Origin of the sequence: Streptomyces decoyicus, from assembly GCF_019880305.1 — a bacterium.
In the GTDB taxonomy this organism is placed as follows: domain Bacteria; phylum Actinomycetota; class Actinomycetes; order Streptomycetales; family Streptomycetaceae; genus Streptomyces; species Streptomyces decoyicus.
Window position 1 is genome coordinate 4,077,285 of sequence record NZ_CP082301.1, and the last position, 21,046, is coordinate 4,098,330.

Annotated in this window: 21 protein-coding genes; 2 read left to right on the forward strand and 19 right to left on the reverse strand. The window is 70.8% G+C overall.

Annotated elements, in window-relative coordinates; genetic code table 11:
• Positions 1-22: 22 nt before the first annotated feature.
• The 11 genes from K7C20_RS17815 to K7C20_RS17865 form a co-directional block, all read right to left on the reverse strand.
• Entirely contained in the window at positions 23-796 is a 774-nt protein-coding gene (locus K7C20_RS17815; RefSeq protein ID WP_053210142.1) for an alpha/beta hydrolase, read from the reverse strand.
• Positions 793-2,139, reverse strand: a complete 1,347-nt coding sequence (kynU, locus tag K7C20_RS17820) for a kynureninase (RefSeq protein ID WP_030086126.1) — start codon at positions 2,137-2,139, stop codon at positions 793-795. The genes K7C20_RS17815 and kynU overlap by 4 nt, the downstream gene beginning before the upstream one ends.
• The gene (locus K7C20_RS17825; RefSeq protein ID WP_030086124.1) at positions 2,132-3,040 is read right to left on the reverse strand and encodes a tryptophan 2,3-dioxygenase family protein; all 909 of its coding nucleotides are present in this window, start codon (positions 3,038-3,040) and stop codon (positions 2,132-2,134) included. Before K7C20_RS17825 ends, kynU begins: the two co-directional genes overlap by 8 nt.
• A 241-nt stretch (positions 3,041-3,281) precedes the next feature.
• Positions 3,282-3,695, reverse strand: coding sequence for a DUF3151 domain-containing protein (locus K7C20_RS17830; protein WP_030086122.1), 414 nt, complete (start codon positions 3,693-3,695; stop codon positions 3,282-3,284).
• Between the two features lie 184 nt (positions 3,696-3,879).
• A complete protein-coding gene (locus K7C20_RS17835) occupies positions 3,880-5,445 on the reverse strand; it encodes an MFS transporter (protein WP_048830010.1) in 1,566 nt (521 codons plus the stop codon).
• A gap of 198 nt (positions 5,446-5,643) precedes the next feature.
• A complete protein-coding gene (gene fbaA / locus K7C20_RS17840) occupies positions 5,644-6,666 on the reverse strand; it encodes a class II fructose-bisphosphate aldolase (RefSeq protein WP_030086120.1) in 1,023 nt (340 codons plus the stop codon).
• A gap of 237 nt (positions 6,667-6,903) precedes the next feature.
• Positions 6,904-7,446, reverse strand: coding sequence for an orotate phosphoribosyltransferase (pyrE, locus tag K7C20_RS17845; protein WP_030086114.1), 543 nt, complete (start codon positions 7,444-7,446; stop codon positions 6,904-6,906).
• A gap of 10 nt (positions 7,447-7,456) precedes the next feature.
• Positions 7,457-8,320, reverse strand: a complete 864-nt coding sequence (locus tag K7C20_RS17850; RefSeq protein ID WP_030086112.1) for an aldose epimerase family protein — start codon at positions 8,318-8,320, stop codon at positions 7,457-7,459.
• A 99-nt stretch (positions 8,321-8,419) separates the two neighbouring features.
• Positions 8,420-9,355: an SRPBCC family protein gene (locus K7C20_RS17855; RefSeq protein WP_053210141.1), complete on the reverse strand. Its 936-nt coding sequence runs from the start codon at positions 9,353-9,355 to the stop codon at positions 8,420-8,422.
• A 156-nt stretch (positions 9,356-9,511) separates the two neighbouring features.
• Positions 9,512-11,230, reverse strand: coding sequence for a polyamine aminopropyltransferase (locus K7C20_RS17860; protein WP_053210140.1), 1,719 nt, complete (start codon positions 11,228-11,230; stop codon positions 9,512-9,514).
• A gap of 273 nt (positions 11,231-11,503) precedes the next feature.
• The gene (locus K7C20_RS17865) at positions 11,504-12,025 is read right to left on the reverse strand and encodes a DUF2617 family protein (RefSeq protein WP_030086102.1); all 522 of its coding nucleotides are present in this window, start codon (positions 12,023-12,025) and stop codon (positions 11,504-11,506) included.
• 820 nt (positions 12,026-12,845) lie between these two features.
• Between K7C20_RS17865 and K7C20_RS17870 the strand changes: the two genes are divergently transcribed.
• Positions 12,846-14,024 (forward strand): pyridoxal phosphate-dependent aminotransferase, encoded by a 1,179-nt coding sequence (locus K7C20_RS17870; RefSeq protein ID WP_053210149.1) that lies wholly within the window; start codon positions 12,846-12,848, stop codon positions 14,022-14,024.
• A 71-nt stretch (positions 14,025-14,095) separates the two neighbouring features.
• Here K7C20_RS17870 and K7C20_RS17875 read toward each other — a convergent pair whose 3' ends face one another.
• The 7 genes from K7C20_RS17875 to K7C20_RS17905 all read right to left on the reverse strand — a co-directional run bounded on the left by K7C20_RS17875 (position 14,096) and on the right by K7C20_RS17905 (position 18,188).
• A complete protein-coding gene (locus tag K7C20_RS17875; RefSeq protein ID WP_245171712.1) occupies positions 14,096-14,236 on the reverse strand; it encodes a hypothetical protein in 141 nt (46 codons plus the stop codon).
• A 31-nt stretch (positions 14,237-14,267) separates the two neighbouring features.
• Positions 14,268-14,984: a hypothetical protein gene (locus tag K7C20_RS17880; protein ID WP_030086095.1), complete on the reverse strand. Its 717-nt coding sequence runs from the start codon at positions 14,982-14,984 to the stop codon at positions 14,268-14,270.
• Positions 14,985-15,068: 84 nt separating this feature from the next.
• Positions 15,069-15,353 carry a hypothetical protein gene (locus K7C20_RS17885; protein WP_078953510.1) on the reverse strand — a complete coding sequence of 95 codons (285 nt, stop codon included), beginning with the start codon at positions 15,351-15,353 and terminating at the stop codon, positions 15,069-15,071.
• A 111-nt stretch (positions 15,354-15,464) separates the two neighbouring features.
• A complete protein-coding gene (locus K7C20_RS17890) occupies positions 15,465-15,815 on the reverse strand; it encodes a hypothetical protein (protein WP_048830008.1) in 351 nt (116 codons plus the stop codon).
• Positions 15,812-16,816 (reverse strand): hypothetical protein, encoded by a 1,005-nt coding sequence (locus tag K7C20_RS17895; protein WP_048830007.1) that lies wholly within the window; start codon positions 16,814-16,816, stop codon positions 15,812-15,814. The genes K7C20_RS17890 and K7C20_RS17895 overlap by 4 nt, the downstream gene beginning before the upstream one ends.
• Complete coding sequence (locus K7C20_RS17900; protein WP_048830006.1) at positions 16,813-17,406, reverse strand: WXG100 family type VII secretion target; 594 nt, start codon at positions 17,404-17,406, stop codon at positions 16,813-16,815. Before K7C20_RS17900 ends, K7C20_RS17895 begins: the two co-directional genes overlap by 4 nt.
• A 245-nt stretch (positions 17,407-17,651) precedes the next feature.
• Positions 17,652-18,188, reverse strand: a complete 537-nt coding sequence (locus K7C20_RS17905) for a YbjN domain-containing protein (protein WP_030086092.1) — start codon at positions 18,186-18,188, stop codon at positions 17,652-17,654.
• Between the two features lie 17 nt (positions 18,189-18,205).
• Between K7C20_RS17905 and K7C20_RS17910 the strand changes: the two genes are divergently transcribed.
• Positions 18,206-18,406, forward strand: coding sequence for a hypothetical protein (locus K7C20_RS17910; RefSeq protein WP_030086090.1), 201 nt, complete (start codon positions 18,206-18,208; stop codon positions 18,404-18,406).
• Here K7C20_RS17910 and clpB read toward each other — a convergent pair.
• A complete protein-coding gene (gene clpB / locus K7C20_RS17915; RefSeq protein ID WP_053210139.1) occupies positions 18,367-20,997 on the reverse strand; it encodes an ATP-dependent chaperone ClpB in 2,631 nt (876 codons plus the stop codon). The genes K7C20_RS17910 and clpB overlap by 40 nt on opposite strands.
• Positions 20,998-21,046 lie beyond the last annotated feature (49 nt).

Consider the following 21,046-nt stretch of genomic DNA (forward strand, 5'->3'; position numbering starts at 1 on the left):
CTACCGGAGTCCGCCTCAAGTACTACGTGGCGTGCAGGAAGGCGATGAGCGTGTGACAGCTGGGGCTGCCGGGGGTGACGGGGGCGTAGTGGCCGACGCCGGGCAGCTCGCGCAGATCCGTGGTGGCCGGGCTGTGCGCGGCGTAGCGGCGGGAGAGGTCGAGCGGGACGTCCGGGTCGTCGGTGCCGTGCAGGATCGTGACCGGGACGCCGGCGGGCGGACCGCACGCCGGGTCGGCCGCGGCAATACGGTCCGCGAGGCCGGGCCCGGGTCCGATCAGCTCGGCCACCGCGCCGTCGCTCAGGCCCAGCGCGTGGGCGCGCGCGAGGTCCGCGACCGGCGAGACGGCGAGGACGCGGGATACGGGCGTGCCGGGGCGGGCGGCGGCGAGCAGCGCGAGATGGCCGCCCGCGGAGTGGCCGACCAGGACCGGACCCCCGCCCCCGGGCACCTCGCGCACCGCGGCCGCGATACCCGCCGTGACGTCCTCGAACGTCTGCGGCGCCCCACCGCCCGCACCGACCCTGCGGTACTCGGCGAGCGCGACCGGCAGCCCCCGCCCGGCCAGTTCGGCGGCGAGCGGCGACAGATGGCGGCGGTCGTAGGCAGCGCGCCAGAAGCCGCCGTGCAGGAGGACGACCAGCGGGCCGCCCGCCGCCTCCGCCCGCGCGCCGTCGGCCGCCCGCGGCACGTACAGGTCGACGATCTGGTCCGGATGCGGCCCGTAGGCCACCGTCCGGTCCGGCGCCACCGGGGCGAGCCCCAGCAGCGCCGGCTCCTCGTCCGCCACGCTCACCCGGCGGTCCCGGCCGCCCCGGGCTCGACGTCGGGCAGTGCCCCCAGCACCTCGCCGAGGACCCACGCCGCCCGCTCCGCGTCCGCGAAGGAGGTGTAGAGCGGGGTGAACCCGAAGCGCAGCACGTCGGGTTGGCGGAAGTCGCCGACCACCCCGCGGCGGATCAGCTCGTCCATCACCTCTGCGGCCGTGGGGGTACCTCCCTGCTCGGCCGCAGTGGAGAGCTTGGGGGAGCACTCCAGCGACACCTGGCTGCCGCGCCGCTGATGGTCATGCGGGGTGACGGAGCGGACCCGCCCCGCCGGTACGTAGGCGTTCACGCACTCCAGGAAGAAGTCGGTCAGGGCGAGGCTCTTCGTGCGTACGGCCTCGATGGACACCCCGTCCCAGACCTCCAGCGCCGCCTCCAGCGCGAGCAGCGACAGGATGTCGGGGGTGCCGACCCGGCCGCGCGCAATGCCCTCGGCAGGGGTGTAGGAGGGGTCCATGGCGAACGGATCCGCGTGCGAGTTCCAACCGGGCAGCGGCGATTCGAACCGCTCCTGGAGGCTTTCGCGGATGTAGAGGTAGGCGGGCGAACCCGGGCCGCCGTTGAGGTACTTGTACGTACAGCCGACGGCGAGGTCGACGTGGTGCGCATCGAGGCCGACCGGCAGTGCGCCGGCGCTGTGGCACAGGTCCCAGACCGCGAGCGCGCCCGCGGAGTGCAACGCATGGGTGATGCCGGGCAGGTCGTTGAGCCGGCCCGTGCGGTAGTCGACGTGGTTGACCAGCGCCAGCGCGGTGCGTTCGGTGACCTCGTCGGCGATCCGCGCGGGCTCGACCGGACGCACCGCGAGGCCGGTCATCCGGGCCGCGGACCGGGCTATATAGCCGTCGGTCGGAAAGGTCGTCGCGTCGACGAGGATCTCCGTACAGCCCTTGCCGGCCATCCGGACGCCGCCGACCAGGGCCTTGAAGAGGTTGACGCTGGTCGAGTCGCCGACCACCACCCGGCCCGGTCCGGCCCCGATCAGCGGCGCGATCTTGTCGCCGATCCGCTCGGGCGCGGTCCACCAGCCGGATTCGGTCCAGGACCGGATGCGCAGCTCGCCCCACTCACGGGCGATGACATCGGCGATGCGGCCGGGCACCGTGCGGGGCAGTGCACCGAGGGAGTTGCCGTCGAGGTAGACACCGGCATCGCCGGAGGCATGGTCGGGCGCGGCATCGAGGACGAAGCGGTCGCGGATCGAGGCCAGCGGGTCGGCGGCGTCCCGCTCCGCGGCGCGCGCGGCCAGGTCACGGGTCCGCGAGGGCTCGTGGCGGCCGGCGCCGTCGGGGAATTCCGGGGTCTCAGACATGGCTGCGCGCCGTCCACAGCTCGGGGAAGACGTTCTTGCGGGCCCGCTTCTCCAGCCAGGCCACCCCCGCGGAACCACCGGTGCCCATCTTCGCTCCCATCGCCCGCCGGGTCGCCACCAGGTGGTCGTTGCGCCAGCGCCAGACCAGCTCGGCGACATCGGTCAGCGCCTCGCCCAGCCGGACGAGTTCGCACTCCTGCGAGCCCGCGTAGATCCCGGCCCAGACGGCCTCGACGGCCGGGTCCGCCTCGTAGCGCAGCGCAGGATCCCGCTGGAGCACGGCCTCCGGGACGGCATGGCCACGGCGCGCGAGCAGCCGCAGCACCTCGTCCCACAGGCTCGGCTCCTGGAGGGCCTTCTCCAGCTCGGCGTGCTCCCGCGACGCGCCGCGGTGCGGCACCAGCATCGAAGCGGACTTCTCGCCGAGCAGGAACTCCATCCGCCGGTACATGGCGGACTGGAAGCCGGAGCCCTCGCCGAGCGCGCTGCGATAGGCGTTGAACTGGGCCGGGGTCAGCCGGGCGAGCGGCTTCCAGGCGGCGTTCAGCGCCTCCAGCTCGTAGGTGGAGCGGCGCAGGGCCTCCATCGCCACCGTCAGGTCGTCGCGGCGCAGCGCCTCGGCGGCGGTGTGCCATTCATGGACGATGACCGTGAACCACAGCTCCATGACCTGGGTGGTGACCAGGAAGACCATCTCGCCGGGGTCGTCGGAGAGCGGGTGCTGGAGGTGGGTGAGGACATCCGCCTGGACATAGTCCTCGTACGGGGTCGTGCTGCTGCTGCCGATGCTGAGATCCGGGGCGAACGGCGGGTCGGGCTCGGCGGCGTCGGCCGGTACCGGTCCTGCTGCGGGTGCGGTGGACGCGCTCTCCACGGGATCGATGGGAGACGGCTGCGACATGAGGGACTCCTCAAGTGCGAACTACCGGGTAGCGGTCCGCCCCTTCCTTGTCGGCTCGGGAGCCCCGGTCCCCTCGGGCGCGGGATGACCCGGCCCACTGGAAATCATCCGTGCTGGACAGCGACCGCGCAAGGGCCGACCGCGATCACGCGGCCGGCCCATTGATCTTGCCCGGCGCTCCCCGGCGCTCCCCGGCGGGAGAGCTGACGGCTCCCCGGCGGGAGAACCGGCGGCGGATCTCTCAGGTGAGAGTGTCGGCCGCGGTCGGCGAGGAGTCCCGCAGGAAGGTCGAGCAGCGCTCGTACTCGTCCTGCTCGCCGATCGCCTGGGCGGCGCGGGCGAGGGCGTGCAGCGCCCGCAGGAAGCCGCGGTTGGGCTCGTGCTCGAACGGCACCGGGCCGTGGCCCTTCCAGCCGGCCCGGCGCAGCGAGTCCAGGCCGCGGTGGTAGCCGGTGCGGGCGTAGGCGTACGACTCGACGACGCGGCCCTGCTCGAACGCGTCGTCGGCGAGCTGCGCCCAGGCCAGGGAGGAAGTCGGGTACTTCGCGGCGACGTCGGACGGTGCCGCGCCCCCCGCGAGCAGTTCGCGGGGCTCCGGGTCGTCGGGCAGATGGGTCGGGGGCGGTCCCCCGAGCAGATTCTCGTGAATGGCCATGGTTCCCAGTCTGCCTGGTCGTCGGGGCGGGGTGGGGAGCGGCCGGGATCCTGCACCCCGGGTGGTACGGCGGCGCGGCTGACGGGTAGGGGCCGGCGGCGGGCCGGCCGTGGTGTGTTCTACGGACCCTGGCCGGCCCGCCACGGCATGTACTACAGCCCTCGGCCGGCCGTCCCGGCGTGTACTACGGCCCCTCGGCCGGCCGTCCCGGCCCCCCGGCGCCCGGCAGCCGCTCCGGCTCCCGGGTCTTCGTCTCGCCCGGATCCAGCGGCGGTGCGCTCACCCCGCAGTGGTAGGCCGTCTCCGCCCGGCACGGCTCCTCGGCACCCGGTTCGGCGCGCAGGACGTTGCTGCGTACGGTCAGCAGGGCGATCAGCGCGCCGATCACCAGGATGCCCGCGCACAGCGGCATGGCCCGCCGGAAGGCCGCGCCGAATTCGTCCGCCGAGCGGTAGGCCTCCGGTCCGATGCCCGCCAGCAGCGGCAGTGCCGCCACCGCCACCAGGCTCGCGGCCCGCGCCGCCGCGTTGTTGATACCGCTGGCCAGGCCCGCCCGGTCCACGTCCACCGAAGCCAGCACGGTCGAGGTGAGCGGCGCGACCAGCGTCACCATTCCCGCCCCCAGCACCAGCAGCGCGGGCAGCACATCGGCGAAGTACGAAGCGCCCCGGCCCACCCGCGTCATCAGCAGCATCCCCACGGCACACAGCAGCGGTCCGACGGTGAGCGGGATACGCGGCCCGATGCGCTGCCCCAGCTGCCCGGAGCGGGCGGACAGCAGCAGCATCAGCACGGTGGTGGGCAGCAGCGCGGTACCGGCCGCCAGCGCCGAGTACCCCACCACGACCTGGAGCTGGAGCACCGCCAGGAAGAAGAAGCCGCCGAACGCGGCGTAGACACACACCGTCACCGCGTTGACGGCCGAGAACAGCCGGATGCCGAAGATGGCAGGCGGCAGCATCGGGTCCTTCCGCCGCCGCTCGACATGGACGAAGAGCACCCCGAGCAGCACCCCGGCCACCGCGGGAACGATCACGCCGGGCCCGGCGCCCCCGCCCGGCGCGGCGATCAGCGCATAGGTCACCCCGGCCAGCGCCAGCGCCCCCAGCACCGCGCCCTGCACATCGAAGCCGCGGCGCTCGCGCGCGTCCCGCTCCCGGGTCTCGGGTACGTGCCGCAGCGCCACCGGCACACACACCGCCGCCAGCGGCACGTTCAGGAAGAACACCCACCGCCAGCCGGCACCGTCGACCAGCCAGCCGCCGATGAACGGGCCCACCGCCGCGGCCACTCCGCCCAGTCCCGACCAGGCGCCGACCGCCCGCGCCCGGTCGTCGGGGTGGAAGACGGCCTGGATCAGCGCCAGCGAACCGGGGGTGAGCAGCGCCCCGCCGACGCCCTGGAGCGCGCGGGCCGCGATCAGCACCCCGGCGTCCGGGGCGAGCCCGCACAGCAGCGAGGCCGCGGCGAACCACACCACGCCGATCACGAAGACCCGGCGCCGGCCGAAGCGGTCGCCGAGGGCCCCGCCCAGCAGGATCAGCGACGAGAGGGTGAGCATGTAGGCGGTGACGGTCCACTGGAGGACCGCCAGATCCGCGTCGAGGTCCTCGCCGATCCTGGGCAGGGCGACATTGACGACGGTGCTGTCGAGCATCGCCATGCCGGACCCCAGCACGGCCGTCGCCAGCACCCACCGGCCCTGTGCCGAGGTCAGCCGGACCGCGCCGGGCGCACTCGGTTCGCTCATACCGCGAGCATGCCCGTATCCGCGTCCGCTCGCCCGCCCTGCGCCGTACAGCGGGGACCGCGGCACGGCACACGGCCGGGCGGGGCGTACAGCCACGGCACCGGCGGACCTGCGCACGGCACACAAAAGGCTCCGCATCCCGGCGGATGCGGAGCCCTTGTGCGCAGCGAGGCCGGCCGGTGAACGGCCGCCCCGCGCTTACTTGATCTTGGTGCCGGTGGAGCGCAGGTTGGCGCAGGCCTCGGTGACGCGCTTGGCCATGCCGGCCTCGGCCAGCTTGCCCCAGCTGCGCGGGTCGTAGTGCTTCTTGTTGCCGACCTCGCCGTCGACCTTCAGCACACCGTCGTAGTTGCGGAACATGTGGTCCGCGACCGGGCGGGTGAAGGCGTACTGGGTGTCGGTGTCCAGGTTCATCTTGACCACGCCGTTCTCCAGCGCGGTGGCGATCTCCTCCGGGGTGGAGCCGGAGCCGCCGTGGAAGACGAAGTCGAACGGGGCGGTCTTGCCGTACTTGGCGCCGACGCCCTCCTGGAGGTCCTTCAGCAGCTCGGGGCGGAGCACGACATTGCCCGGCTTGTAGACGCCGTGGACATTGCCGAAGGAGGCGGCGAGCAGGTAGCGGCCCTTCTCGCCCAGGCCCAGCGCCTCGGCGGTGCGCAGCGCGTCGTCGACCGTGGTGTAGAGCTCGTCGTTGATCTCGTGGGTGACGCCGTCCTCCTCGCCACCGGTCGGGGTGATCTCGACCTCAAGGATGATCTTGGCGGCGGCGGCCTTGGCGAGCAGCTCCTGGCCGATGGCCAGGTTGTCGGCCAGGTTCTCGGCCGAGCCGTCCCACATGTGGGACTGGAACAGCGGGTTCTGGCCCTTGGCCACGCGCTCCGCGGAGATGTCCAGCAGCGGGCGTACGTAACCGTCGAGCTTGTCCTTGGGGCAGTGGTCGGTGTGCAGCGCGACGGTGACGTCGTACTTCTCGGCCACGATGTGCGCGAACTCGGCGAGCGCGACCGCGCCGGTCACCATGTCCTTGTTGTACTGGCCGCCCAGGAACTCCGCACCACCGGTGGAGATCTGGATGATGCCGTCGCTCTCGGCCTCGGCGAACCCGCGCAGCGCGGCGTGCAGCGTCTGCGTCGACGTGACGTTGATGGCCGGGTAGGCGAACTTTCCTGCCTTCGCCCGGTCCAGCATCTCGTTGTAGACCTCGGGAGTTGCGATGGGCATCTGTCCGCTCCTTGTGTGTGCGGGTTGCGTTCTTGGCCCTGACCAGGGGGCGAGGACTTCGCCGAGCACATCTTCCCAGACTCGGCGAATTGCTCCACATCCCGCGCCCGGCCGTCCCGCAGTGTGGGCGGCCGGTTTCACGTGAAACCAGCCGCCCCTCGGTAAAGCCACAGCTCAGCGCGGTTTTCCCGGTCCGAAGCGGCCCGTCGGGCGGACGCGGCTCAGGCCGGGGTGGACTCAGCTCAGGCCGAGGTCGCCGAGCTCGTAGCCGGTGATGTAGGGGAGCCCGGCCTCGGCGATGGCCGACGCGGCGCCCCGGTCGACGATCGTTGCCACCGCAACGACCTCGGCGCCCGCCTCACGCGCCGCCTCGACGGCGGTCAGCGGGGAGCCACCGGTGGTGGAGGTGTCCTCGACGATCAGGACCCGGCGGCCCTTGATGTCCGCGCCCTCGATACGGCGCTGCATGCCGTGGGCCTTCTGCGCCTTGCGGACGACGAACGCGTCCAGCTTGCCGCCGCGCGCGGCGGAGGCGTGCAGCATCGACGTCGCGACCGGGTCGGCACCGAGCGTCAGACCGCCGACCGCCTCGTAATCCAGATCGGCGGTGATCTCCAGCATCAGCTGACCGACCAGCGGCGCGGCCTCGCCGTCCAGGGTGATCCGGCGCAGGTCGATGTAGTAGTCGGCCTCCTTGCCGGAGGAAAGCGTCACCTTGCCGTGCACCACGGCCTTGTCCTTGATCTGCTGCAGCAGCTCGCCGCGCACGTCGTCACTCATGCGCACGAGCTTAGGCGGTGTCCTGCGCGAGGCTCCGCCAGCTCCAGGTCGTGGAGATCTCCAGCGGCTCGATGGGCGTGACCAGGCGCGGCAGGGTGTTGAGACCGTTGGGCGGTCCGGACTGCGGCTCCACGCAGACCGCGGCCTCCTGCTCGTCGTAGACCACCACCCACTCGGCACGGCTGGCGACCTTCAGCTCCAGCCGTCCCGGCCAGGTGAGCGTGGCCCCGACCCCTTGCGGCATGCCGAAGCAGTCGTCCCAGGGGCCCGGCTGCGGCACGGTCCGCCGGCCGGTCGGGAGATGGTCGTCCCCCCGCTCCTCCTGCCACTCGGGCGCGAAGTCGAGGCGTGCGTCCTCGCCGCCCTCGCCGAGATTCCGCAGGAACCAGGGGTGCCACCCGGCCTGCGCGGGGAACGAGTCGCCGGTCGTCTCGACGCCCATGGTGAGGGTGAGCGAGCCACCGTCCGCGGCGAGCTCGACGAGCTGGGTCACCCGCCCCGGGTACGGCCAGGGCGCCGCCGGATCGGCGAGGTCATAGATGAACACCGCCTCCGTGGCACTCGAACGCGCCGTGCGCCAGCGGAGGTTGCGGCCGGTGCCGTGGATGGCGTGCGGCGCGGCGTTGAGCGGCATCTGATGCACTTCGCCGCCATTGCGGAACTGCCCGTGCGCGATCCGTCCGCACCACGGAACCATCGGGAAACAGCCGTACTTGGCGCCCTGCCGCAGCAGCTCCGTACCGCCGACACGGAGACTGGCGATCCGGCAGCCGTTGTCCGGGTGGACGGTCAGTTCGGTGTCGCCCGCGGCCAGCCGTACGCCTTTCGGCGCCGGCGTGGGCGCTGCGCTCTGCGGGGTGTTGTCGGTACTCACGGGACCGACCCTAAGGGCTGTCCCGCGCCCGGCGCGGAACGCCATGACCACCCGCCGTCGCCCGCCACGCCCGTCGACGCCGGGGCCGGCGGAGACCGGTCAGCGGCGCCGGCGCAGCACCCGGCCGACGACCACGGCGGACGCCAGCACCACCGCGGCTGCGGGCGCCGCCCAGCGCAGGGTCGCGGAGGTGCCGTTCTGCTCGGGCGCGGGCACCGGTGCGTACCGCCCGCGCGGCGGGGCGTGGTCGACCTCCTCCGCGCTGCGCCCGATCATCGTCCGGCGGGCGTGCGCGGCCTCGGCGGGGGCGAGGTCGTCCGCATCGTGACCGTAGGCGTGCTCGGGGTGCGCATCGTGCGCGGCGTGGACCGCGTCCCCCGCGTCGAGGTCCTCGACGGCATCGGCCGCGTCGTCGGTGTCCGCCGCTTCGACGGCGTCCTCGTCACTGAGCGGAGCCGGCGACGGCGGCACCTCGGTGTCGAACACCCCCGGGGCGGCCGCCTCGGCGGCACCCCGGTCCGGACCGTCCTCGCCGGCCTGCCCTTCCACGGGCCGCTGCCGCAGGTCCGCCGCCAGGTTCTCCGCGAAGCGGTCCAGCAGCCGGCGCCCTGCGGCTTCGGCGGCGTGGTCGGTGGCCTCGGCGAGCCGGCCGTCGCCGTGGACCGTGCCCGAGCAGGCCAGCGTCGTACCGGGGCCGGGCTCGGTGGCCGGGGAGAGCCGTACGGCCAGGGTCAGCGCGACCGACCCGTCGCCGCGCGCCTCGGTGCCCTTCGCCTCCACGGTCACCGTGGCGGCCGCACCGTCGGCGGCATCGGCGTCGCCGGGTCTGCCGTCCGCGGCGGCGCTGACCGTCAACGTGCCGCGATAGGTGATGGTGGAGCTTCCGATACGCAGCCGCAGCCGGCCCACCGGGGACCGCGGGGCCGCATCGGCGTCGAGCTGGACTCCTGGGACACAGCGCGCCACCCGCTCCGGCTCGGTGAGCGCCTGCCGCACGGTCCCGACGGGAAACGGAACGTACACCTCATGCTCCATGACATGGGAGCCTACCCAGCGCCCCCGCACCCCGTGCCTGCCCACACAGAACTTTCTGCGCGGCCGCCCCGGCCCCCGCACGCCCTCCGCCCCGCCGCGCAGCCCCTCGGCGTCCGCCCGCCCGGCCCCGGACCCGCCCGGGCCCGCCCCGTGCGCTCAGTCGAGATACCGCGGATGCATCAGCGTCGACGCCGGCAGTCCGGGCATCCGGTCCCGGGCCTCCCCGCGCCGGCCGGCCTGCAGCTCCGCGCGGCTGAGGCCCGCCGGCGGCGGCGCATCGGGCGCCAGACCGAACCGCGGCCGATGCCGCGCGGCCAGCACGAAGCCCCAGTACCGGTCCCGGCCCGCCGACGGCCTGGCGGCGGGCACCTCCGCGGCCACCGGCGGGGCGGCGTCCACCGTGCGGTCCGGGCCGCCGGAGAACCCCGCGGGCCGGCCGGACAGGCGGTACGGCACGGTCGCCAGGCCCACCGACCGGAGGGTCGACTCCACCGTCCAGTACAGGCGTGACCGCTCGACCGGCGGCCCGGCATGCACCACCAGCCGCCCGTCAGGGGCCAGCAGCCGCGCCGCGAGGCCGTAGAACTCCTGTGAGTAGAGCTTGGTGCTCGCGGCGATCCCGGGGTCGGGGAGGTCGGAGACGATGACGTCGTACGGGGCCTGCCGCCGCCCGCGCAGGCCCTGCTGCCGCAGCCAGTCGAAGGCATCGGCGGTCACCACATGCACCCGCGGATCGCCGAGCGAACGGTGGTTGAGACGGGAGAGGCCGGGGTCGGTGCGCGCCAGCTTCAGCACACCGGGGTCGAGTTCCACGACGGTCACCGAGCGGACCGAGCGGTGGTGGAGGATCTCGCGCACCGCGAGGCCGTCGCCGCCGCCGAGGACCAGCACCCGGCGGTGCGGACCGCCCGCCATCGCCGGATGCACCAGCGCTTCGTGATAGCGGAACTCGGTCTCCGCACTGACGCGGAGCCGCCCGTCCAGATACAGCGCCAGCGGTCCGCCGGAACCTTTCCTCCCCCGCCCCGCACCGGCTCCGGCCCCCGTGCCGCCGGTCATCACCACCTCCTGGATACCGGTCTGCACCGCGACCCGCGCCGAGGAGCCGTACACCGCCTGCCGGGCGGCCCGTTCGAACGGCGCGGCCAGCATCATCCCCGCGGCGAGCAGCGCGAGGACCAGTGCGTTGGCGGCGAACAGTGCCCAGCGGGCGCGGCCGCTCAGATCGCGGCGGAAGAGCCACAGCACCAGCACACTCCCGGCCACCGCGTTGACCCCGCCGGTGAGCAGCGCCCCGGTCAGCTGCCCGAAGCTCGGCAGCAGCAGAAAGGGAAAGGCCAGACCGCCGACGAGCGCGCCGACATAGTCCGCGGCGAAGAGGTCGGCGACCGCGCCGCCCGCGTCCTGCCGGCGCACCCGCTGGATCAGCGTCATCAGCAGCGGCACCTCGGCGCCGATCAGGATGCCGATGGCCAGGGAGAAGCCGACGAGCGCGGAGCGGGACTGGCCGAACCATGCGAAGCAGGCGTAGAGCGCCATCGCGGAGCAGCCGCCGACCAGCGCGAGAGCGGCTTCGATCGCGCCGAAGCCGACCGCCGCCCGGCAGCGCAGCCGCTTGGCGAGCAGCGCCCCGACGCCCATCGCGAAGACCATGACGGACAGCACGACCGACGCCTGGGTGACGGAGTCACCGACCAAGTACGTGGCCAGGGCGACCAGTTCGAGTTCGTAGACCAGGCCGCAGGCGGCGCAGACGAAGACGACGGCGAGGACGAGCAGCCGGCCCGGCCCGGCCGGCACGGGCAGCCGCACCGGTGTCATGGCCTCCGACACCCCGGGGGCGCCGGGGAGAACCGGCTCTGGCGGGTCGATCATAACGTGAACGCTACGTGACGATTCCGTGGCCCTACGTCACCCACACGGGTGCAGTCTGCGGGCTACACGCACCAATTGGGGCGTTGCCGGTGCACGGGGCGCAGTGGGTGCATCCGCGCCCGGCCGCACCGACAGACCGCGCACACCACACCGTCCACGCCCCAGCGGGCATCTACGCCCCGGCGCACTCCCTTCGCGCCCCTCGCACTCCCCACTCCCCGCGCCCCCACGCCACTCCCGCCGACCGGACCGGTTCCCTTCGCCCGCCCCCGGTTAGACCGCCGCGACCGCCGCCCGTACGCCCACGCGGGTGCGGGTGGCCACCAAGCGGCCCTCCTGCGGATACGCGTGCCAGGTCCGCCAGCGCACCTGCCCCTGCTGGCACTGCGCCAGCATCGCGGTGAAGGCGTGCGGCGAGCCCGGGAACGTACCGGCGAGGCCGTGCGGATGCTCGGCCACCAGCGCGAGCAATTCCTGCGCACGCCCCGCGAACGAGCCGCGCGACAGCGTCTCCACGTGGGCGGCGAATTCGTACTCCCATTCGCCGAGCCGTTTGGCCACGCCCAGCGGCAGCGGTGTGCTGCTGCCCGGCATACAGGCGACCGTTTCGGAACAGGTACCGCGCTCCTCTTCGAGAAGCACCTGGTGAGAGGCGCCGAGCAGTCTCAACTGCACCTGGGCACCATGGAGTTGGAGATCCAGTACGGCGAGGGCGGGCAGGGGTTCCCTGCCCAGCGCCCAGGCCAGGTCGGAGGCACGGGTATCGGTGTACGCCGTCTGCAAAGTGGTGAGCATGGGTCGGCTCCGCAAGCACGCAGTGGAATGGTGGGCCGGCCCGCCCGTTGAAGGCCAGGGATGGATGTCCGAATGCCTGCCGGCTCGTGCCCACGTGGGATCGGAGAACTGGGGGATTCTCCAGGGAGAGGGAATCATGAAAGCCCTGTGGTCCACAGCGCTTTTACCCATCTTCGCCGGGTTTCCATCCGCTCGGGGGCCATGCAGTTCAGTTGTTCAACAACCAAGCGCCTGGCGGGTGTTGGCGACATCGCCAACACCCGCCAGGCGCATATGCAGCAAGCAACAACCCTTTTGCGCAAGTGGAGTTGGAGCGGCCGTCGGCTCAGGAACCGCCGCCGCCACCACCGCAGCCGCCACCGCCGCCGCCACCGCAGGAACCGCCACCACAGGAGGAACCACCGCCGCACGAGCCACCGCCATGGTGCCCACCGTGGTGCCCGCCCCCGTGATGCCCGCCCAAGCCGGAGCCCGCGTCACCGCCGGCCCACCAGCTGCCCCCGCTCGAACCGCCGGAACGCCATCCGCCGCGGCCTCCGCCGCCGCCACCGTTCCGCGAGGCCAAGGCCACCAGACCGATCACCCCTGCACAGATCACCAGGAAAATCACGATCCCCATCTGCCTCACACTCCTTCCGTTCCCCCGAAGCGAGGCATCCGCTCCGTCCGGCGCCCGGTGCGCCGATTCCGGCGCCGTCCCGCGCCGTGGACCGTCCTCGTCGACGGCCCTCACTGTCCTTCGTGCGGGGCTGATGCCCTGGTCCCCGACGTCTCAAAGCACAGTTGAGGAACTCAAGAGGTTCGACGGAGGATGGCGCACATGGACCGACCGCTGCTGAACCGCCGCCTCGCCGAATTCGGCACCACGATCTTTGCCGAAATGTCGGCACTCGCCGTCCGGACCGGCTCCATCAACCTCGGCCAGGGCTTTCCCGACGCCGACGGCCCGGAAGAGGTCAGGGAGGCCGCGGTGCGTGCCCTGCGCGACGGCCGCGGCAATCAGTACCCACCCGGCCCCGGCATCCCCGAGCTGCGCACCGCCGTCGCCGCGCACCAGCAGCGGTTCTACGGCCACCGTGGCCTCTCCTACGACCCCGACACCGAGGTCCTGGTCACCGCGGGCGCCACCGAAGCCCTCGCGGCCTCTCTGCTGGCACTGCTGGAACCGGGCGACGAGGTCATCGCCCTGGAGCCCTACTACGACTCCTACGCCGCCGGTATCGCGCTGGCAGGCGGCCGCCGCGTCCCGGTGACCCTGCGCGCGGACCCGGAGTCCGGCACCTACCGCCTCGACCTGGACGAACTGCGCGACGCCATCACCGACCACACCCGTCTGATCCTGCTCAACACTCCGCACAACCCCACCGGCACCGTCCTGTCCCACGAGGAGCTCACCGAGATCGCCCGCCTCGCCTGCGAGCACGACCTCCTGGTCATCACCGACGAGGTCTACGAGCACCTGGTGTTCGAGGGCGAGCACCTCCCCCTCGCGTCATTCCCCGGCATGCGCGAGCGCACCGTCACCATCGGCTCGGCCGGCAAGACCTTCTCCTTCACCGGCTGGAAGGTCGGCTGGATCACCGCGCCCCCGGAGCTGGTCAGCGCGGTCCGCTCGGCCAAGCAGTTCCTCACCTATGTCTCCGCGGGCCCGTTCCAGTACGCCGTCGCCGAGGCGCTGGCCCTCCCCGACAGCTATTTCACGGAGCTGCGCGACGATCTGCGCGCCAAGCGCGACATCCTGGCCACCGGACTCACCGAGGCCGGCTTCCAGGTCTTCCGCCCCTCCGGCACCTACTTCATCACCACCGACATCCGCCCCCTCGGCCACGAGGACGGCTTCGCCTTCTGCCGTGCCCTGCCCGAACGCGCCGGCGTCGTCGCCATCCCCAACGCCGTCTTCTACGACCACAAGGACCAGGGCGCACCGTACGTCCGCTTCGCCTTCTGCAAGCAGCAGTCGGTCCTGCGGGAGGCGGTCGGCCGCCTACAGAAGCTCTGAGGAACGGAGCCGCCGGACGCTCTTACGTCCCGTACGGGACATACGGGCCGTACGGGATATACGGCCCGCCGTCACGCCCAGAAGCTCTCGGGCGGCGGCGCCTCCGGGTCGGGGGCGACCGGCGGCTCCTTCCGGTCACCGCAGAAAGAGTCGTAGAGGTCCTGGAGATAGGCGTAGAGGCGGTCGTCCTCCCAGAAGGGGACGCTGGTCATGACGTATATGCGCCCTGAGTTCCGGACTGCCTCACTGCGGAGCGAGCGGCATGGCCTCGAAGTCGTCGAAGAGGTACGCATAAACCTGAGCGAGGTACGCCCTCAGCTCCCGCTGGTCGGGGAAGGTCACATAGGTCAGCCCGAACCACTGCTCCACCGTCAGCGGCTGGTTCGCCACAAGGTGCTTCAGCCCCGCACGAATCGTGTCCTGATAGTCGGGCCAGGCCGCATCGAACGTCTCGCGCAGCATTCCGAGGTCGTCGACCGCTTCGACGCCGAGCATTCCGGCACAGAAGTTCACCAAGCGGCGATCGACGCCAGGTACGTCCAGACCGATATCGGCCAGCGCGACGGTGACCGGGTCTATTTCCTCGTAGCCGCCCGGGTACGGGTAGAGCGTGGTGTTCCGCAGGTCGGCCTCGTTCTCCGGCCCATCCTCGCTCTCCAGATCCTGCGCCGGGCGGTACACGCCGTACAGCAGGCCGCGCGTCGAGAAGTCCGCGTAGACGTAGTTCACTTCACCGTCGGGGCTGTACGGCCGCCTGGGATCGATGGTGATCGCTGTGGCCTTCCCCAGGCAGTTCTCCCCCTCTCCGTAAACGGCCTCGAACGGCAGAATCGGCGAAAGATCGTGATTCTTCAGCGCCGCCTCACGGAGGGCGTCGTCCGCTTGGACCATGGCCTCCTCGGTGTCGAAGCGGGTAGCCCACGGGCCGGTGCGCGGTGGCAATTGGTCGCGCATTGTCATGAAACGGAGACTCCGTCCATCGAGAGTTCGAGCTGCTCGGGCGTGGCCAATCTTCCCATGAGCGACCCGTGGTACGACGGGGCGTCAAACCCCGTAGCCGGGCGGCGGGACATCATCCGGGGACTCCGGCGGCTCCTTGCGGTCGGTGGCAGACCGCTCACGAAGCAGGTACTCCAACGCTTCACGCAGATTCCGGGCGTCTGGCGATTTAGGGTTTCGGGCGATGTACGACTTGCAAACGGGGACGTCATCGGTGAACTCAATATTGAGGCAGGACCTGAAGAATTTACCGACCCCGCCCACCTCCACGAAAAAATGCGGGATACTCGATGGCCTGAACTCCTCAGAGTTCAGCTCCACCTCACGCATTGTGCGATCCGACTGGCTCCGGGAGCATCGTCACCAATTCATATCCACCATTCCCGCCTGGTGTATATATCGCCCTCATCTCCCCGCTGTGGGCCGACGCCACACCGACCGTCATTCCCAGTACCAAGCAGGCGGCGGCGCCTCCGGGTCCGGGGCCTCCGGCGGCTCCTGCCGGTCACCATAGAAGTAGTCATAGAGATCCTGTAGGTAGGCGTACAGACGGTCATCTTCGTAGAAGAAGACATGGTTCAGCTGCCCCCACTGCTTCGCGGTGACCGGCCGCTCGCGGAGCAGACACTCCAATGCCTCCCGCAAATGCCGGGAGAACGTCGTGTCCGACGCCACGTTCGCCTTCGTCTTGTCGATGTCGTCAATCCATTCGACGCCGAGCGCGACTTCGAAGAACGTACAGATATCGGGATCGGTGGCAAAGTGCGGAATGCCCTCCCCGCGGTACCTCATGCGTTTCTCTCCCTCTTCGGCTCCGGGTACATCGTCACCAGTTTATGTCCACCCTTACCATCCGGGTCGTAAATCGCGAGGAGACCGCTGTCACGGAAGTCCACTGGCTTGTAATTAATATCCTTACCCGTCATCGGCCGGTCCGGATCAATGTAGAACCCGCGGAATCTCTCGTGGTGATTGTCGCCGGGGCCCCAGGCGTCCTCGGGCGCGAACCGAATGTACTGCCGATCCGCCTTGGCCGGATCCAGCAAAGATCTGCCATGGAGATCGGCATGCATGAAAGCCTCGTCCTGGCCGTGGTTGAAGCCCGTGGAGAACGCATCGCACTTGTGTCTTTTATCCTTGTTCTCCGCGTCCAGGTAGGCGTCTTCACCCAACCGTTCCTTGGCATTGGGGCCATGCGCGGGGTCGACCTTGCCGGAACTTTGAATGTAGCCATCTTGCTGGCTATAGATCGGTTTTCCATGGCTGTCGAAGATCGGGTTGCCATTCCCGTCGACGCGCTTGGCCGGCTCTCCCAGCCGCTCCTTCAACATCTCATCGGTCGGGTCCAGGTGCCTTTGCGGCCCATGCCCCTGCCTGCGAAGGTCGTCGACGCGCTCAGCGACCTGTTTCCTGTGCCTGTCCCGCAGATCATCCTCGTTGAGCACCCGCTGGCCGAGCTTCAGGTGAACCGCATCCCGGTCGTCCTGGTGGCGCCGCATGTCCTTGCGTATCGCCTCCTCGGCCTCGTTGATGTTCTTCCTGGTGATGTCCAGCCCGTGGCCGATCGACCGGTGCCCCTTGGCCATCGCCTTGGACATGTCCGTGATCATCGAGTCGATGATCGGGCGGATCGCCTTCTCCACGATCTGCCCGTACTTGCCCTTGCCGAGCAGCCGGCCGCGGGTTTTGGAGTCCAGGTTGGTGCTGAACCGCTCCACCTTCTCCGCGTGACCATGGGCGTCTTTGGCCGCCTTCGCCAGATTGTCGGGGTGCGCCTTGAATCCACGGCTCACTTCGCACCTCCCGCGCCCAGCGCCGCGTCAACGCCCTTGAAGACAAGGCCGGATACGGCCTTCTCGATCTCCGCCTGGAAGGGCTCGATCGCCATGGAGACGAGTTCGGCGATGAGGACGTCCTCGATCTCCTGGATGACCTCTCTGATGATGCGTTTGCCGATCTCGATGGCTGCTGCCTCAGCGGCTGCGGCGATGCCGAGGGTGGCCACCGTCGCGGCGGCCGCGGCCGCCATCTCGACTGCGGTGATGACGAGTTGGGCGATGACCACGCCCTTGGCCACGACCACGCCGACGGCCGCCACCTCAAGTGCCGTGGCGAGCACTTCGCAGCAGTTGGTCAGGACCGTGTGGTGTTCGCCGGAGACTTGGTTCCACCGGCTGAGCAAGGCCTCGTAGGAGGCACCCTCGTAGGCGTCCGCGAGTCCTTTCAGCGTGGAGTCCAGCCCGCTGTGCCCCTCCGCGAGGTTCTGGCCGAACTCCCGCACATGCCCGGCCCAGGCCCGCAGTTCGTCCTCGTCGATGTCGGGCCATTCCAGACCCATCAGGTCCATGATCCAGACGACTTCACCAGGCAGCTCGATGGACACCGCCGGCCTCCCCCTTGGCTCCGCGTCCGCTCAACTCCGCGTATGTGGACGAGCGATGTGCCCAGCACGGTTCCACGGCCGACCGAAGATGATCAAGTCGGCCGGAAGTGGAATCGCTTACGGAGCCGGAGCGCGAGCCGTACGCCGCACCGACCGACCGGGTCCCCCGTCACCAGACAGACGCGGGCCCCGGAGCCGAAAGCTCCGGGGCCCGCGCAGCAGGGTGGGTGTGGGACGGACGGGGCTCAGGCCTCGTCGTCACCCGGCTTCTCGTCGGAGTCGCCTTCGATCTCGGCTTCGAGGCCGAGCTGCTCGACGATCCACTTGTCGAATTCGATCGAGGCGCGGACCCAGCTGACCGTGCTCGACACGAAGTGTTCGAGCGAGACACCGGTGCCGATCAGCATCGATGCTTCACCGATCAGACGGACCGTGCCGTCGTCATGGGTGTGGGTGTAGGCCTTGGGCCACAGCGTCCGGCGGTTCCAGTCGTCGATCGCCTCCAGCAGCTTCGACTTGTCGTCGATGCCATGGGGACGGTCATAGAACGTGCGGACGGAGAAGATCTGCTGCTCCTCCTCGCCCCGGAACATGAAGTACGTGCGGAACTGCTCCCACGGGGCGGCGAGGTCACCCTCCTCGTCGACGACGTACTTCAGCTCCATCTGGTCGAGGAGCTGCTTGACCAGGTCCTGGTCTGGCACGACGGGACCATCAGGCCCCGCGGGCTCGGGTTCGGGCTGGCCCCCGAAATTCGGAATCGAGGACGGGTCGATGCTCACCGTGGAATTCCCTTCGTATGGTCCCTGCCATCCTCCCCCACATCCGCCCCGTCCTGGCAACCCGGGACGGAGCGGATACGGGCAAGGTGGCGGTCAAGGTGTCGGTCACGCTGTCGGTCAAGGACATGATCAGGGACGCGGCCGGGCGGGAGACCGGGCGCCCGGATCTCCGCGCCGGTCAGGCCCCGGGCGCCCCGCCCGACTCCACCGACAGCTGATCACCGTCCACATCCACCCGTACGGTGTCCCCGTCACGCACCTCGCCCGCCAGGATGGCGCGGGCCAGCTGGTCGCCGATGGCGGTCTGGACCAGGCGGCGCAGCGGCCGGGCGCCGTACGACATGTCCGGGGCCGGAGCATCGATGACCGGCTCCTGGCCGAGCCAGGCGAGCCAGGTCAGGGCACGGTCGGTGACGTCCAGCCGGAGCCGGCGGTCGCCGAGGCGGCGCTGGAGGTGGTCCAGCTGGATCCGGGCGATCCGCTGGAGCTGGTCCGTGCCGAGCGGGTGGAAGACCACCACGTCGTCGAGCCGGTTGAGGAACTCGGGACGGAAGGACGCGCGGACGGTCTCCAGTACCTTCTCCCGCTTCTGGTCCTCCTTGAGCAGCGGGTCCATGAGGAAGTTGGAGCCGAGGTTAGAGGTCAGGATGAGGATGGTGTTGCGGAAATCGACCGTTCGGCCCTGGCCGTCCGTGAGCCGGCCGTCGTCGAGGACCTGGAGCAGGATGTCGAAGACGTCGTGGTGGGCCTTCTCGACCTCGTCCAGCAGGATGACGGAGTACGGGCGGCGGCGGACCGCCTCCGTCAGCTGGCCGCCCTCCTCGTAGCCGACATAGCCGGGCGGCGCGCCGACCAGCCGCGCGACGCTGTGCTTCTCGCCGTACTCCGACATGTCGATACGGACCATCGCCCGCTCGTCGTCGAAGAGGAAGTCCGCGAGCGCCTTGGCCAGCTCGGTCTTGCCGACACCGGTCGGGCCGAGGAAGAGGAAGGAGCCGGTGGGGCGGTCCGGGTCGGCGATGCCGGCGCGGGTGCGGCGCACGGCGTCGGAGACCGACCGGACGGCCTCGGTCTGGCCGATCAGCCGCTTGCCGAGCTCCTCCTCCATCCGCAGGAGCTTCTGGGTCTCGCCCTCCAGCAGACGGCCGGCCGGGATGCCGGTCCAGGCGCCGACCACATCCGCGATGTCGTCGGGACCGACCTCCTCCTTGACCATGGACTCCTTGGACGCCTCCTGCTCGGCCTCGGCGGCGGCCGCCTCCTCCAGCGCCTGCTCCACGGCCGGGATCTCGCCGTAGAGCAGCTTGGAGGCGGTGTCGAAGTCGCCGTCTCGCTGGGCACGCTCGGCCTGGCCGCGCAGCTCGTCGAGCTTCTCCTTGAGCGCACCGACCCGGTTGAGGCTCTCCTTCTCCTTCTCCCAGCGGGCGGTCAGACCGCGCAGCTCCTCCTCCTTGTCGGCGAGGTCCTTGCGCAGCTTCTCCAGCCGCTGGAGCGAGCCGGCGTCGGTCTCGTTGCGCAGCGCCAGCTCCTCCATCTTGAGCCGGTCCACGGCGCGCTGGAGCTCGTCGATCTCCACGGGGGAGGAGTCGATCTCCATACGGAGGCGGGAGGCGGCCTCGTCGACCAGGTCGATGGCCTTGTCGGGCAGGAAACGGGAGGTGATGTAGCGGTCGGAGAGGGAGGCGGCGGCGACCAGCGCGGAGTCCGCGATCTGCACCTTGTGGTGGGCCTCGTAGCGGCCCTTGAGCCCGCGCAGGATCGCCACCGTGTCCTCGACGGTCGGCTCGGCGACCAGCACCTGCTGGAAGCGCCGCTCCAGCGCCGGGTCCTTCTCGATCCGCTCGCGGTACTCGTCCAGCGTCGTCGCGCCGACCATCCGCAGCTCACCGCGGGCCAGCATCGGCTTGAGCATGTTGCCGGCGTCCATCGAGGAGTCGCCGCCGGCGCCCGCGCCCACGACGGTGTGCAGCTCGTCGATGAACGTGATGATCTGGCCCTCGCTGGACTTGATCTCCGCCAGGACGGTCTTCAGCCGCTCCTCGAACTCACCGCGGTACTTGGCTCCCGCGACCATCGCCCCCAGGTCGAGCGCGACCAGCCGCTTGTTGCGCAGCGACTCGGGCACATCGCCCTTGACGATCCGCTGCGCCAGCCCCTCGACGACGGCGGTCTTGCCGACACCCGGCTCACCGATCAGCACCGGGTTGTTCTTCGTACGGCGGGAGAGCACCTGCACCACGCGCCGGATCTCGTGGTCCCGGCCGATGACCGGGTCGAGCTTGCCCTCGCGGGCGGCCGCCGTGAAGTCCGTACCGAACTTCTCCAGGGCCTTGTACGTGCCTTCCGGGTCGGCATTGGTCACCCGCTGCCCGCCGCGGGTCGCCTCGAAGGCGGCCAGCAGCTTCTTGGCGCTCGCCCCCTGGTCGGCCAGCAGCTCGCCGGTGCGGCCGCCCTTGGCGGCGATACCGATGAGGAGGTGCTCGGTGGAGACATAGGCGTCGCCGAGCTCCTTGGCTCGCTGAGTGGCGTCCGCGATGGCGGAGAGCAGATCGCGGTCCGGCTGCGGCGGCGCGACCGTCGAGCCCTGCACGCTGGGCAGCCCGGCGAGCTGCCGCTCGGCGCCGTTGCGCAGCACGGCGGCGTCCGCCTCGACGGCGGACAGCAGGTCCATGATGTTCTCGTTGTCCTGCCCGGCCAGCAGCGCGAGCAGGAGATGCGCGGACGTCATGTCCGCATGTCCGGCGGTGACCGCCCGCTCGTTGGCGGCGCTCAGCGCCTCCCGGCTCTTGTTGGTCAGCTCGGCGTCCACGTCCTCGCGATCCTCCTCGACTCGTCCTCAACAGCCTCTACGCCCAGTC

Coding starts and splice junctions, on each gene's coding strand:
- K7C20_RS17835 (WP_048830010.1), bottom strand. CDS start 5,445: ATGAGCGAACCGAGTGCGCCCGGCGCGGTCCGGCTGACCTCGGCACAG.
- kynU (WP_030086126.1), bottom strand. CDS start 2,139: ATGTCTGAGACCCCGGAATTCCCCGACGGCGCCGGCCGCCACGAGCCC.
- K7C20_RS17825 (WP_030086124.1), bottom strand. CDS start 3,040: ATGTCGCAGCCGTCTCCCATCGATCCCGTGGAGAGCGCGTCCACCGCA.
- fbaA (WP_030086120.1), bottom strand. CDS start 6,666: ATGCCCATCGCAACTCCCGAGGTCTACAACGAGATGCTGGACCGGGCG.
- K7C20_RS17880 (WP_030086095.1), bottom strand. CDS start 14,984: ATGACAATGCGCGACCAATTGCCACCGCGCACCGGCCCGTGGGCTACC.
- K7C20_RS17830 (WP_030086122.1), bottom strand. CDS start 3,695: ATGGCCATTCACGAGAATCTGCTCGGGGGACCGCCCCCGACCCATCTG.
- K7C20_RS17855 (WP_053210141.1), bottom strand. CDS start 9,355: ATGGAGCATGAGGTGTACGTTCCGTTTCCCGTCGGGACCGTGCGGCAG.
- K7C20_RS17875 (WP_245171712.1), bottom strand. CDS start 14,236: ATGACCAGCGTCCCCTTCTGGGAGGACGACCGCCTCTACGCCTATCTC.
- K7C20_RS17910 (WP_030086090.1), top strand. CDS start 18,206: ATGGTCCCTGCCATCCTCCCCCACATCCGCCCCGTCCTGGCAACCCGG.
- K7C20_RS17860 (WP_053210140.1), bottom strand. CDS start 11,230: ATGATCGACCCGCCAGAGCCGGTTCTCCCCGGCGCCCCCGGGGTGTCG.
- K7C20_RS17865 (WP_030086102.1), bottom strand. CDS start 12,025: ATGCTCACCACTTTGCAGACGGCGTACACCGATACCCGTGCCTCCGAC.
- K7C20_RS17870 (WP_053210149.1), top strand. CDS start 12,846: ATGGACCGACCGCTGCTGAACCGCCGCCTCGCCGAATTCGGCACCACG.
- K7C20_RS17890 (WP_048830008.1), bottom strand. CDS start 15,815: ATGAGGTACCGCGGGGAGGGCATTCCGCACTTTGCCACCGATCCCGAT.
- pyrE (WP_030086114.1), bottom strand. CDS start 7,446: ATGAGTGACGACGTGCGCGGCGAGCTGCTGCAGCAGATCAAGGACAAG.
- K7C20_RS17885 (WP_078953510.1), bottom strand. CDS start 15,353: ATGCGTGAGGTGGAGCTGAACTCTGAGGAGTTCAGGCCATCGAGTATC.